14 protein-coding genes are annotated in these 13991 nt (G+C 31.4%); 4 read left to right on the top strand and 10 right to left on the bottom strand.

Going from position 1 to position 13991, the window contains the following annotated elements; genetic code table 11:
• Positions 1-34: 34 nt before the first annotated feature.
• The 5 genes from dusB to Q0873_RS13540 form a co-directional block, all read right to left on the bottom strand.
• Positions 35-1036 carry a tRNA dihydrouridine synthase DusB gene (gene dusB, locus Q0873_RS13560; RefSeq protein WP_299108198.1) on the bottom strand — a complete coding sequence of 334 codons (1002 nt, stop codon included), beginning with the start codon at positions 1034-1036 and terminating at the stop codon, positions 35-37.
• A gap of 100 nt (positions 1037-1136) precedes the next feature.
• Positions 1137-2003 (bottom strand): DUF5777 family beta-barrel protein, encoded by an 867-nt coding sequence (locus Q0873_RS13555; RefSeq protein WP_299108196.1) that lies wholly within the window; start codon positions 2001-2003, stop codon positions 1137-1139.
• Positions 2000-2407 (bottom strand): hypothetical protein, encoded by a 408-nt coding sequence (locus tag Q0873_RS13550; RefSeq protein WP_299108194.1) that lies wholly within the window; start codon positions 2405-2407, stop codon positions 2000-2002. The genes Q0873_RS13555 and Q0873_RS13550 overlap by 4 nt, the downstream gene beginning before the upstream one ends.
• On the bottom strand, positions 2385-2921 hold the full coding sequence (locus tag Q0873_RS13545; RefSeq protein ID WP_299108192.1) for a YceI family protein: 537 nt from the start codon (positions 2919-2921) through the stop codon (positions 2385-2387). Before Q0873_RS13545 ends, Q0873_RS13550 begins: the two co-directional genes overlap by 23 nt.
• A gap of 13 nt (positions 2922-2934) precedes the next feature.
• Positions 2935-3297 carry a hypothetical protein gene (locus Q0873_RS13540; RefSeq protein ID WP_299108190.1) on the bottom strand — a complete coding sequence of 121 codons (363 nt, stop codon included), beginning with the start codon at positions 3295-3297 and terminating at the stop codon, positions 2935-2937.
• Between the two features lie 292 nt (positions 3298-3589).
• On the opposite strand from Q0873_RS13540, the gene Q0873_RS13535 reads away from it, so the two are divergent.
• The 3 genes from Q0873_RS13535 (at position 3590) to Q0873_RS13525 (ending at position 6958) form a co-directional block, all read left to right on the top strand.
• Positions 3590-4243: an RNA polymerase sigma factor gene (locus Q0873_RS13535; RefSeq protein WP_299108188.1), complete on the top strand. Its 654-nt coding sequence runs from the start codon at positions 3590-3592 to the stop codon at positions 4241-4243.
• Positions 4244-4345: 102 nt separating this feature from the next.
• On the top strand, positions 4346-6142 hold the full coding sequence (gene lepA / locus Q0873_RS13530) for a translation elongation factor 4 (RefSeq protein WP_299108186.1): 1797 nt from the start codon (positions 4346-4348) through the stop codon (positions 6140-6142).
• Between the two features lie 102 nt (positions 6143-6244).
• On the top strand, positions 6245-6958 hold the full coding sequence (locus Q0873_RS13525; protein ID WP_299108184.1) for a Bax inhibitor-1 family protein: 714 nt from the start codon (positions 6245-6247) through the stop codon (positions 6956-6958).
• 51 nt (positions 6959-7009) lie between these two features.
• On the opposite strand, the gene Q0873_RS13520 is transcribed toward Q0873_RS13525, so the two are convergent.
• The 5 genes from Q0873_RS13520 to Q0873_RS13500 form a co-directional block, all read right to left on the bottom strand.
• The gene (locus tag Q0873_RS13520; protein WP_299108182.1) at positions 7010-7774 is read right to left on the bottom strand and encodes a LytTR family DNA-binding domain-containing protein; all 765 of its coding nucleotides are present in this window, start codon (positions 7772-7774) and stop codon (positions 7010-7012) included.
• 1 nt (position 7775) lies between these two features.
• Entirely contained in the window at positions 7776-8786 is a 1011-nt protein-coding gene (locus tag Q0873_RS13515) for a histidine kinase (RefSeq protein ID WP_299108180.1), read from the bottom strand.
• A 67-nt stretch (positions 8787-8853) separates the two neighbouring features.
• On the bottom strand, positions 8854-11226 hold the full coding sequence (locus Q0873_RS13510) for an outer membrane beta-barrel protein (RefSeq protein WP_299108178.1): 2373 nt from the start codon (positions 11224-11226) through the stop codon (positions 8854-8856).
• A 222-nt stretch (positions 11227-11448) separates the two neighbouring features.
• Positions 11449-11949 (bottom strand): hypothetical protein, encoded by a 501-nt coding sequence (locus tag Q0873_RS13505; RefSeq protein WP_299108176.1) that lies wholly within the window; start codon positions 11947-11949, stop codon positions 11449-11451.
• Between the two features lie 105 nt (positions 11950-12054).
• Positions 12055-12756 (bottom strand): zinc metallopeptidase, encoded by a 702-nt coding sequence (locus Q0873_RS13500; protein WP_299108174.1) that lies wholly within the window; start codon positions 12754-12756, stop codon positions 12055-12057.
• 92 nt (positions 12757-12848) lie between these two features.
• On the opposite strand from Q0873_RS13500, the gene Q0873_RS13495 reads away from it, so the two are divergent.
• Positions 12849-13883 (top strand): asparaginase, encoded by a 1035-nt coding sequence (locus tag Q0873_RS13495; RefSeq protein WP_299108172.1) that lies wholly within the window; start codon positions 12849-12851, stop codon positions 13881-13883.
• Positions 13884-13991 lie beyond the last annotated feature (108 nt).

The following is a 13991-nucleotide window of genomic DNA, read 5'->3' as shown; positions in this document are numbered from 1 at the left end:
AAAACACCATTTAAAATTAAATGGTGCTTGGGTCTTATTTTATTTCTGGTATTAAAGAATTTCCAAATTTAGCTTCAATCAAATCTAAAGTGTCAAAAACATCTTTAGGATCGTCTGAGGTAACCAATTTTGTTCTGTATTCTTTAAAATGCGGAATACCTTTAAAGTAATTAGTATAGTGTCTTCTTGTTTCAACAATTCCTAAATGCTCACCTTTCCAATCAATAGACATTTCTACATGACGACGGGCAACATTTACACGCTCTGCAATAGTAGGTTTTGCTAGGTGTTCACCTGTTTCAAAGAAGTGTTTTATCTCGTTAAAAATCCAAGGATATCCAATAGAAGCTCTACCAATCATAGCACCATCTAATCCATATTTGTCGCGCATTTCCATTGCCTTTTCAGGAGAGTCTACATCACCATTTCCAAAGACAGGAATATGCATTCTTGGATTATTTTTCACTTCGGCAATTGGTCCCCAATCGGCACTACCTTTATACATTTGAGCTCGTGTACGTCCATGAATAGAAATTGCTTTACATCCTACATCTTGCAAACGTTCTGCTACTTCAACAATTCTAATAGAATCATGGTCCCAACCTAAACGAGTTTTAACAGTAATAGGAAGTTTAGTATGCTTTACCATAGCCTCGGTAAGCTTTACCATTAAATCAATATCTTTTAGAATACCAGCACCAGCTCCTTTCGATACTACTTTCTTTACAGGACAACCAAAGTTGATGTCAATAATATCAGGATTTGTTTTTTCTACAATTTCCACAGAACGTAACATAGAATCTATGTTTGCTCCAAAAATTTGAATTCCCACTGGGCGTTCTTTTTCGTAGATATCTAATTTGATTACACTTTTAGCAGCATCTCGAATTAAACCTTCCGAAGAAATAAATTCAGTATAAACTACATCTGCTCCGTTTTCTTTACATAAAGCTCTAAACGGAGGATCACTTACATCTTCCATAGGCGCTAATAATAGCGGAAAATCAGGAAGTTCTATATTATCAATCTTTACCATAATTCTTAAACTCGCTGCAAAGTTAGTTTTATTTTTAATAGAAAAAAAGAGGTTCTTTATAAGTAAAAGAACCTCTTCTATGATATTGTTGTATAAGAAGTTAAAAAACTCTTACAATATTAAAACCAAAAGCAACATCGTTAAACCATTGTCCTTGTGTTCTAGATAAGAATCCAGAGTCATTGCTTCCATTGGAGTTGGTAAAGACTAATTGAAACACGTGTCCGCCTGTTTCAATATCTAAACCTACCGTAAATGGATCTTTGTAAATAGAATTACTATGTCGGTTTAAATTAAGAGCGTAGTCGGCATTAATACTCATCCTTTTACTAATTTTTAATCTACCACCTAATCCGATTATAAATTGATTGAGGTTGGTATCACCTGTTTGTTGAAATTGTTGAAGGTTATTTTGACGCACAAAAGTAGGGGCGATTAGTAAAGATAAATTTTTATTGATTCTTCTAGAAGCTAAAATTTGAGTGGTAATGCTTACACGATCTTTAAAATCTATACCTGGGAAGACCGAACTTTTTGAAGCAGTTTCAATATCTAATGATCCATAACCAACGAGGTTTAAAGGGAAGTCTTTACTTTGTTTTTTAATACTGATTTTAGCCGTTCCAGAATAGGTTTTTTCAAAAGAATCTCTACTTAAACCAAACTGAATTCCATCCCACATACTATATACAAATTGAATTTTTGTATTGGCTCCATCGAGTCCGAAAAATTCATCAATTCCTTGAGAAAAAGGGCCAAACCTATGCGCTACGATCAAGTAGAAATCTCCTTTATCAGCTATTTTGGTGGATTGTAAATTACCTACTTGCATGGCTTTGAAAGCAGGGAGTTCATAATTTAAATCTTGTTTTGTTTCGTTTTGTAATTCCTTTAGTAAGTCATCTTGAGAAAAGGAATAGCTTACTGAGAAAATAAGTAGTAGAGCTAGTAGTTTTTGTTTCGTCATTTTTGAATATTTTTTATAATACAATACTTAAGTTTTAATTCTTCTAGTAAATCATCATAGCCAATGATTTGTCCTTTTAAAGCAATTGATTGTTCTGCCTTTATAGATTGTATGTTTGATTTCTTTTTAAGTTGACAGTAAATTGCTTCATTCAAGACAATCCCAAAGTCATCTTTAGAAGTAACCTTTCCTTGGATAGTTACGATTTTGTTTAACCAGAGTTTTATATCCTGTGTTTTTATAGAGTCCAACAAGTCCGAAGCATTACCAACGAATTCAGATTTTACTTTATCAACAACTTTATGAGGTTTGTAAATGATATAGTTGTATACCAAGTAAAAACCCAATAAGAGTACTAAAAGGCTATATAAAAGTTTCTTTTTATTTTTTTTCTGAAAGTTCATAATGAATGCCAATGTTAATACGCTGGGCGATCTTATCTCTTACAATTCCTGGGATTTTGATATTGAAATCTTTTGGAGAAACTGAAAAACTTGATGTTAATACTATTTTTTCTCCTTTTCTAGAGACGTTTCCTGTAGTTTCAATCAACTTGTCTATACCTTTTACGGTAAGTGTTCCGCTAATTTTGTACGTTATATTTTCATTTATCTCATTTAAGTTAAAACTGCGTATAGTTCCTTTAAAAGTAGCTTTTGGATATTCATCTGAATCCATGTAATTTTCATTAAAGTGTTCTTGCATTAGTGCTACTCTAAATCTAAATGCTTTGATTAATAAAAGGGATGCTATTTTTCCATTTTGAGTATCTAAAATAGCAGTTGAACTATTGTTTATAGCAGCAACAGGTTCAAAAGCATCCACTGATGCTTTGAACTCTGTAGTGCCTGTGCGGGTAAAGTATTTTTGACTAAAAACAGCTTGTGTACACAAGAAGAATAGTATAAGTATTCTCATAGTTGTATGTTTTTTAGTTTTCGAGATATCCGTCATTCTTCCAGTTGTTAATTAAATTTACAATAGACTGAACTCTTCCAGTAGGAGGCATTGAATTCGTGGTACTGTTAATTCGAGCAATTAAATTTCCATTTTGAGCGGCGTTTTTTACTTGAAGAAAGTTTGTTAATGGAAGACCTCCAGTAGGAGCAACTGCATCATGGCAACTTGCCGTAGCACAGCTGGTATTAATTACAGTTTTTACATCTTTCTCGTAGGTGGTTTTGGCTGTAGGGTTAGGGTTTACTGGAGTAGGTGAAGAGTCACTGTCAGATGAGCAACTTGCCAATGAAATAAAAATACTTAATACTAAAAGTTGTAATGTTTTTGTTTTCATAAATGTAGGTTTTAAGGTTGTAGCATCCCAAGGATGTATATTCCTTGGAATAGATTTAAATAAAAAAATGTTTAAAAGAATTTTAAATAAGGTTTCGTTTATTATGTAACAGTTGAAAAATAGATTTCCCTACTAGCTGAGTCGGGTTAAGTTGTTGTTGTTTACAAATTAGTTAGCCCTTATTTTAAATATCTTACGTTGATTTAAAGGTTAGATTCTTAAAAGAAGAAAAAGGATACAAAATTTTGTATCTTTTTTTTAGAATCTTAATCTAACCACTAAACAAACTACCATGGAAGTTATAAATATCAACGATTTTAATAATAAGAAGATTAAAGACGCAGAGGTTATTAAAAGAATCATAGGAGGTGAGAAAGAGTTATTTGAAATATTGATTCGAAGAAATAATCAAAAACTATATCGTATTGTTCGAATGTATTTTAAAAATGAGGCTGAGGTGGAAGATGTTATGCAAAATAGTTATTTAAAAGCGTATACAAAATTATACCAGTTTAAATTGGAAGCAAGTTTTTCTACATGGTTAATTCGAATAGGAATAAACGAAGCTTTGCAACGAATTAAAGAAAATAAGAAACAATTTAAAGAAAGTTTAGAACAAAAGGTAATCGACATTCAAGATGTAAAAGAAGCAAACCCGCAAGATGAAATGATAGAAAGAGAAATGAAGTATTTACTAGAGAAGGCGATAGACAAGTTAGAATTGATTTACAAAAATGTGTATGTACTCAAAGAAGTAGAAGGAATGACAAGTAAAGAAGTGGCAGAGGCTTTAGATATAAGTATAGCGAATGTTAAAATTCGTTTGCATAGAGCTAAAAGAATGCTAAAAGAAAACTTATATCAATTGTCTAATGATAAAAGTATTTTTGAATTCGGTTTTAGTAAATGCGATAACATAACAGAACGTGTAATGAACAGTTTATAAAGTACCTTAAAAAGGGAGTGTAAATCATCCCTTGTTTTTTATTTGCCAAAACATATAACAAAGAGTATCTTTGCAGGTCATAAGAAGTTAGAAATAGGACGAATGAAAAACATTAGAAATTTTTGCATTATTGCGCATATTGATCATGGTAAAAGTACGTTAGCAGATAGACTGTTAGATTTTACAGGAGCTGTTACCGAAAGAGAAAAACAAGATCAGTTATTGGATAATATGGATTTGGAGCGTGAGCGAGGAATTACTATTAAGTCGCATGCAATTCAAATGGATTATAAATACAATGGAGAAGATTATATATTAAACCTAATTGATACTCCAGGACACGTAGATTTTTCTTATGAAGTTTCTCGCTCTATTGCAGCTTGTGAAGGAGCTTTGTTAATTGTAGATGCTGCTCAAAGTATTCAAGCACAAACAATTTCTAACTTATACTTAGCTTTAGAAAACGACCTAGAGATTATTCCGGTATTGAATAAAGTAGACTTACCTTCTGCAAACCCAGAAGAAGTTACAGACGATATTGTAGATTTATTAGGTTGTGATCCAGAAGATGTAATTCCTGCAAGTGGAAAAACTGGTTTTGGGGTTGATAAGATTTTAGAAGCTATTATTGAAAGAGTGCCTGCTCCACAAGGAAATCCTGATGCACCATTAAAAGCTTTAATTTTTGATAGTGTTTATAATTCTTATAGAGGAATTGAAACGTATTTTAGAGTGATTGATGGTTCTATTAAAAAGAACCAACAAATTAAATTCATGGCCACTGGAAAACAGTATGGTGCCGATGAGGTTGGAACTTTAAAATTGGAACAGGTTGTTAAAAAAGAAATCAAAACAGGAGATGTAGGATATTTAATCACTGGTATTAAAGCAGCTAAAGAAGTAAAGGTAGGAGATACAATTACTGATTTTGCAAATCCTACTACAGATACAATTGAAGGTTTTGAAGATGTAAAACCAATGGTATTTGCTGGGATTTACCCAGTAGATACAGAAGATTATGAAGAACTTCGTGCCTCTATGGAGAAGCTACAGTTAAATGATGCTTCTTTGGTTTTTCAACCAGAAAGTTCTGCTGCTTTAGGTTTTGGTTTCCGTTGTGGATTCTTAGGAATGTTACACATGGAAATTATTCAAGAGCGTTTAGAACGTGAGTTTAACATGACGGTTATTACTACAGTTCCTAACGTAAGTTACCATGCATTTACTAAGAAAAACCCAGATGAGATTATCATTGTAAATAACCCATCAGATTTACCAGATCCATCAAAATTAGATAGAGTAGAAGAGCCTTTTATCAAAGCGTCTATTATTACCAAAGCAGATTTTGTTGGACAAGTAATGTCTCTTTGTATAGAGAAAAGAGGTCAAATAGTAAATCAAACATATTTAACACCTGAGCGTGTTGAGTTAATTTTTGATATGCCTTTAGCAGAAATCGTTTTTGATTTTTACGATCGTTTAAAAACAGTGTCTAAAGGATATGCTTCTTTTGATTACCACCCAATTGGAATGCAAAAATCTAAATTGGTACGTGTAGATATGCTATTAAATGGACAATCAGTTGATGCACTTTCTGCTTTATTACACGATAGTAATGCTTATTCAATAGGAAAACGTATTTGTGAGAAATTAAAAGAGTTAATTCCACGTCAACAGTTTGATATTCCTATTCAGGCAGCAATTGGAGCTAAAATTATTGCTCGTGAAACAGTGAAAGCTTTACGTAAAGACGTAACAGCTAAATGTTATGGAGGTGATATTTCTCGTAAGCGTAAACTTTTAGAAAAGCAGAAAAAAGGTAAGAAGCGTATGAGACAAGTCGGGAATGTAGAAATTCCACAACAAGCGTTTATGGCGGTATTGAAATTAAACGATTAAGAATATATAATATTAAAAAGACCTCAGTCAATTTCGACTGAGGTTTTTCTTTGAGAATATTTTATATTTTTGTTTGCAGAAAATAACTTAATAAAAATTATTATGGAAAATTCATTTAACTCCTTTAATGAAGGAAAAGTCTTGGTTGCTGAAAACACCCAAGCAGAAAGAGTTGCTTTTTACAAAAAAACATACGCGCACGTAGCTGGTGGAGTATTGTTATTCTTAGTATTTGAATATTTATTATTTCAGAGCAGTACAATTGTTGAGTTTGCGTTATCAATGACCGAAGGATATAAGTGGTTGTTGTTATTGGGAGGTTTTATGCTAGTGACAAATTATGCAGAAAGTACAGCACTGAAAACTACTGATAAAAATTTACAGTACATGGCATATGCAGGATATATTTTTGCAGAAGCTTTTATCTTTATTCCACTAATTTATATTGCAATAAGCTATACGCAGAGTTTTGATATACTTCAACAAGCTGCTATTGTAACATTAACACTATTTGCTGGTTTGTCTGCAGTGGTATTCATAACCAAGAAAGACTTCTCATTTTTGAGAGCGGCTATTACAATTGGTTTTTTTATTGCTATAGGGTTAATTATTGCAGGTAGTTTATTTGGATTTAATTTAGGTTTATGGTTTTCAGTAGGAATGTGTGTATTAGCAGGAGGATCAATATTGTATCAGACATCTAATTTAGTTCATAAGTTTACTACAGAAGATTATATACCTGCAGCATTAGGATTGTTTGCTTCTTTAATGTTACTATTTTGGTATGTGTTACAAATATTTTTAAGTAGAGATTAAAGTCAAAGAAATATATTGAATAAAAAAAGCTTCAGAATTCTGAAGCTTTTTTTATTGTTCTAACCATTTTCTAAAGTCTGCAGTTACAGATGAGCTGGTCATAGGTTTTTCCTTAACACCTTTCAAGGTAATTAGTAAACGATTTTTGAAATGACTGTCAATATTTTCTATATAGTCAATACTAATAATTTCACTTCTATTGATTTTATAAAACTTAGCAGGATTTAATTGTTGGAAAATACTTCCTAAGGCTTGAGAAATAGTATGTCTTTTCCCATTAGAGTCTGTAGCTATACAAAAGTCTCCAGAAGCTTCTATAAGACTTATTTCAGAAACATTTAGGAGTTGTATTCCCTTTGCTTTTTTAATAACAAAACGTTTTTTGTAAGTCGTGTTTTCTTCTTGTAAAACAGATTTTAGACTAGATAAAGTAGTTGTGTTTAAACTTTTATAAACTCCCTTGTTAAATAACGATTGGTACTTTTCTATGGCTTTTTTAAAATCTGATTTTGAATAGGGTTTTAAGATATATGCAATACCATTAGTATTAAATGCTTTGAATAAATATTCGTCATGAGCAGAGCAAAAAATAATAGGGCAATCAGTTTGCACTTCATCAAATAAGTCAAAAGAAATACCATCTAATAGTTGAATGTCGGATAATATGAAATCATACTTATTGTTCAATAAAAGTTGCTTTCCATCTGCATTAGATCTTGCTAAATCATGATGAAACTCCCCTTCAAAATATTCTTCAAAATAGTTGATTAACTTTTGGTAAGCAGGAATTTCATCCTCTAATATTAGTATATTCATTTTACTCATTTTCATCGCTTAAATTAAGTATGGGAATAGATATTATAAATCGATTGTTAGCGTTTTTTATGTCTACTTTCTTATCAGATAACAATTCATAGCGACCTTGTAAATTAACCAGTCCAGTTCCAAAACTTTCCTTGTTTGGATTGTTGGATTTAGTATTGTTTACCCTTAACCAATTATTGGTAATGCTAATTTTTGTCTGTATTGGTTTACCATTTGCTTTGTTGTGTTTTACTACATTTTCTAAGAGTGCTTGTAAAGCACCAGTAGGAATAAATTTGTCTGAAATATTAGCCTCTTTTTCAATTGTAAATTTATAATCTGTTCCAAAACGGGTTTCAATTAAGAAAATATAATTTTCTGCAAAGGAAAGCTCTTTTGAGAGTTCCATAACTTCAGCATCTTTGGTTTGAATTAAGTATCTGTATATAAGTGATAGTCTATTAATATATTCTTTTGCTTTTTCAGAATCAGAATCTATTAAAGAATCTAAGGTGTTTAGATTGTTAAATAAAAAATGAGGATCTATTTGAGAACGTAATAGCTTTAACTCATTCTCTTTTTTTTGTCTTTCTATTGCTAAAATTTGAGTCTGACTTTCGTAGAATTTTTTTGTGAATAATATTCCAAAAATAAACCCTGAATTATTAGCAGAAGTGTAAATACCGTTAATCATTACGCTATACCAAACTGGTAAATCATTTAACTTTTTTCCACCACTTAAAAAGCCAAGGGTGTCATCGATAACTCCAAAAAAGGTTAATGTAATAAAAGCTGAAAATATAAAATGAAAATATTTTTTTTCTTCAATTAAAAATTTAGGTATTATGACGTACATAAACAAAAGGATAATTATTATTGAAACAATTATTGATGTTGGTATGTCAACAAAATACTCTATGGTTTTTAAACCTCTGCTTTTGTAATCAATTATATTTAGTACTGCGGCTACACCGTAGTAAAGAGAAATAAGTGTCCAGTCGGATTTGTTAAGTCTGGTGTTCATAAAAAATAAATGGACATCACATTTATAAACCATGTGATGTCATGATTAAAACAAAAGTATAGAGAATTTAATTATTATCTTGAATTCGGTTTTCTTCATCTCTAGAAGAATTACGTCTCGATTTTTTCTTTCCGAATTTAGAACCAAAACTATAGGTTAATCTAAGTTGTACATTTTGTCTTGAACCATTGCTTTCTACTTGTGCAGTTCCATTACCATAGTCAATGGTACCATTAAATCCACGGTTTAGCATTTTATTAAACCCTAAATTTACTCTTAATTTATCGTCTAAAAACTTTTTACCAAAAGAAAAATCTAGTCCAGCAAGCCATTGTACATCTATTTGACCTTCTAAAGCACCTGTTCCGTAATTACCACTTAATTCAAAATTGATATCCCATGGAAGCGTATAATTCGCTTGAATAAACCAGAAAAGATTCCATTTTGATAAATCTACACCATGTATGCTAGAATGATAAGCATTTTTGTTAACAATAATACCTGTATATCCTTCTACATCTTTAATAAAACTTAAAGGACCAAATAATCTAAAATTCCAGTTGGTATAATCTTCAACATTTACCGCTTGTTGTCTTATTTGAGCTGTCGTGTTATTTTGCTTAATTAAATCAAAAATCACATCATTTGTTTTACTGTATCCAACTGTGAAAAAAGGTTGCCCATCGTAGGTTAAGTTAAATTGGTAATTGTTGGTAAATGCAGGTTTTAAGTTTGGATTTCCTTCACCAGCAGAAAAAGGATCTAAAAACTCCTGAAAAGAATTTAAACTATTATAAGAAGGTCTTTGTATTCTATAACTATAGGATATACTTGCTCCAAGTTGATCTGTAATTTTTCGGCTTACAGAAGCACTAGGAAACAACTTGCCAATTGGTCGTTTTTTAACTTCTGTTGTTAGGTTTCCATTGTTCATAAAAATTGAAGTTCCTCGGGTGTTACTATCTTCATAACGTAAACCAGCAGAGAAAGACCATTTTCCGGCAGTAGCATTTACTTTAGAGTAGATAGCAAAAATAGTTTCATCTACTAAGAATTGACTACTATTGGCTTGATCAAGGTCAAATCCACCTGATGTATTTTCTAAAAAAGACTGTAAATCGCTATCTGTATTTACTTGTGCATATTTACTACCAACGCTTAATTTAAAATTATCAGAAAAAGTTTTATCATAATCTACTTTATAGGTTTTGATAGTGTATTTACCATCTTGTAAATACCTTCTGTCTGTAAAAGGAATTGTACTACCAGTAACATCAGATAAGGTGTTAATGTTGTCGTTTTTGTAGTCTATATAATTAAAGTCAATTAATAACTTATCTGAATCTGATTTATATTCATAATACGGATTTATGTTAAAGTCAACTCGATCTCTATCAAAAACGTTTTCAGAAAATAAGGTGTTTGTATCGGTTGGATCTGATATAATTGTTTTACTTGTAGTAGTTCTGTTCGATTCTCTTTTATTCCAACGACCACCAATTCCAATAGAATGCCTATCGTTTATATAGTAGTCTAAGTTTCCACTAAAAGTTAACCTATTCGGATCGTATGGTTCTCTTGTCGTTTGGTCGTAGGTTTCATTTCCAACGGTTCTTACTAGGAATAAATCATCTCTCCAAGTTGGTTGTGAATGACTAAGGCTTGTTTGCCAATTTAGCTTGTTTCTATAACTGGCTATAGAAGCTCGTGTACCATATTCAAAACCTTCATCTTCACCAACCCATCCCATAATACTTCCATGAGTTCCTAAACGAACATTTTTCTTTAAAATAATATTGATAATGGCTCCTGAACCGGCAGCATCATGTTCTGCTCCTGGTTGCTCAACAACTTCAACTTTAGCAATGTTATCTGCAGGGAAATCACGAAGCAAGGTTTCTACATCCATGTATTCAGTAGTTTTACCATTAATTAAAATACGAACTCCACTTTTACCAGCAATGGTAATTCCGTTATTAGTTACCAAAACTCCAGGTACCTTTCGCATAATATCTTGTAGACTAGTATTAACCATTTCAGTTTTTTCTAGATCTACAACTAGTTTCTCGGCCGTTTGCTTTATGACTGGTCTTTTAGATTTAATGACAACTTCATTTAGTGTTTGACTTTCTTCTTTTAATGTAAAGTTGAATGTTTTATTACTGTTTAATGTAAACTCTTTTGATTTTTCAACTTGAAAACCTAATACAGATACCTCTATTTGATAAGTGTTTTCTTTTATGTTTTCAAAAGTATAGTTACCATTCTCATCGGTAACAGCTCCTTTTAAGGGAGTTTTGCCATCGATGCTTTTTAAAATAACATTGGCATAAGGAATCGTAAGTTTGTTTTGATCTGTGATTTTCCCTTGTATACTGTGTTGAGAAAATACGCTCATAATTCCCAAGAAAAACAAAAATGTAGTAATTGCAGATTTCATATTAATTCTTTTTTGAGTAATAACACTTCAAAAGTGTATAATTTAATGATGTATAGAAATTAGATTCTGTTGAAGTGGGATAAATTTCCGACGAATAGAACTATTTAATCTATATGGAAAGAAGACGTCGTCTTAAAAGAATTAGTTGCCTGAAATGTAATAAAATAATAAAGTGCTCCTTTTTAAAAAGAGCACTTTACCTTTAGATAATGAAAAAAGGGGTCATATTTTATTGATTAGATTTTTATTCTCTTCCTTTTTAGGGTGGGGTTGGGGTCTTTTTCCGGGGAAAACCAAAGAGGTGCTAGAAAAGGTTGTTCCGAAATTAACATTAGCATAGTAAACCTGTGCTATTGCATTTAGTAATTGTTTCTCTGAGAGTTCTTGTAAAGGATGAATAAAAACTGACCATAAAATATCATCTGTAATAGCATATTTAACATCTAATGCCGTATGAAAATTGGCAATTAATGATGCGGTTTTTAACTCTTCGGTTAATTTATTGCTATTGATAATAGGGGAAATAATACGCATTCTGTTGTGGGTAGAGTCAGCGATACATAAAAATGGGACTTCTTTAATTTTAAATCGCCATTGATTATTCGTTTTAATAATACTATCACTTACGCTAGTTAACATTGAGTTTAATTTAGAAAGAGACATGTCTTGCCCATATACTGAAGTTACTACTATCAAAAAGGCAATTAAACAAGTTCTTTTCATCTTTAAAATGTTAATGTTTTGACTTTTAGACGCTTTAATGAAAACAACCTAACAAAAAAGCTCCAGAAAATTTTCTGGAGCTTTTAAATAGTATGTATTGTGATGTTAATCTCTATTAGCGGCTAATAATCGCATTACCCAATATAATAACATTGCTAACGAACCTAAGGCAGCTACTAAATAAGTTCTTGCAGCCCATTTTAAAGCATCCTTAGAACCTGCTAGTTCTTCACGGGTAACAATATGTTTGTTTTCTAACCAAGCTAGAGCTCTATTACTAGCGTCATATTCAACAGGAAGTGTTACAAAGCTAAATAAGGTTGCAATTCCCATTAAGAAAACTCCAGCAGCTAAAACCCAATAACCTAAACTAGAAGTAGCTCCTAAAATTAGCCCCCCCATTACGAGGTATTGAGAAAATTTAGAAGAGACACTTACCATGGGAACCAAGTTAGAACGCATTTCTAACCATTTATAAGCTCTTGCATGTTGAACAGCATGTCCAACTTCATGAGCAGCAACGGCTGCAGCGGCGGCATTTCTTTGATTATATACTCCTTCACTTAAATTTACTGTTTTGTTTCTTGGGTTATAATGATCTGTAAGCATTCCAGGAGTAGAAATTACTTTTACATCACTTATCCCATGATCTGCAAGCATCTTTTCAGCAATTTCAGCACCACTCATCTGATTTCTTAGACTAAGCTTAGAATATTTCTTAAATTTTCTTTTTAAAGTATTGCTTACAATCCAACTAAATAAGGAGATTACACCAATTATAATATAGTATTCAAAACCTATTGCCATAATTATCTTTTTTGTTCTTAATCTTGTTTTTGTTTGATAAATTTACAACATAAATTATTCCAAATTATAAATCGATAGAAATTAATGTCAAAATGACAAGGAAACCAGAAATACTTATAGTTTATACAGGCGGAACCATTGGTATGGTGAAGGATTATCAAACAGGAGCTTTAAAAGCGTTTGATTTTAGCCAGATTTTAGAAAAGATTCCTGAGTTGAAACTTTTGAATTGTAATATATCAACCATTTCATTTGAAGAACCCATTGATTCTTCTAATATGAATATTGATTACTATATAAACATAGCTGAAATAATTGCTTCTAATTATTCAAAGTTTGATGGATTTGTAGTTTTAACTGGATCAGATACGATGTCGTATACATCATCTGCTATTAGTTTTATGTTTGAGAATTTAAAAAAGCCAGTGATTTTTACAGGTTCTCAATTACCAATTGGACATTTACGTACAGATGCGAAAGAGAATTTAATTACTTCTATAGAAATAGCTTCTGCTTACAATGGCGAAAAGCCAATAGTACAAGAGGTTGGTTTGTATTTTGAATACAAGTTATATAGAGCAAATAGAACCACAAAAATAAATGCAGAGCAATTTGAAGCTTTTACTTCTATGAATTACCCACCTATTGCAGAAAGTGGAGTGCATTTAAACTTTAATCACCATTTATTATTAGCTCCAGATAAAAATGGAAGTGAACTAATTTTCAGGAAAAAGCTTGACAATAATATCGCTATTTTAAAGTTATTTCCTGGTATAACAGAAAAGGTGGTGCGTAATTATTTAAATATTCCAGATTTAAAAGGGTTAATTATTGAAACTTATGGAGCAGGAAATGCACCAACAGAGGATTGGTTTTTAACATTTTTAAAAGATTGTATTGCAAAAGGAATTTTTATAGTAAATGTAACTCAATGTGCAGGTGGAAGTGTGATTTTAGGCCATTATGAAACAAGTTCTGAGCTAAAAAGCCTTGGAGTTATTGATGGTAAAGACATCACAACAGAGACCGCAGTAGCAAAAATGATGTATTTATTAGGCGAAAAATTGTCAAAAGAAGACTTTAAGCGTTATTTTGAGACGTCTTTACGAGGAGAAATTAGCGGTTAATGTAAAATTAACGTTATGAAAACGAGTCTAAAAGACTGGTTTTCTACAAAAAAAGTGGGAATACATTAAATACTCTGTGTTTTTTTTTAATGTCCCAACATTTTTTTG

This window comes from uncultured Tenacibaculum sp. (assembly GCF_947498805.1).
In the GTDB taxonomy this organism is placed as follows: domain Bacteria; phylum Bacteroidota; class Bacteroidia; order Flavobacteriales; family Flavobacteriaceae; genus Polaribacter.
Note: the sequence above shows the minus strand (reverse complement) of the source record. Positions and strands in the feature narration are given on the sequence as shown.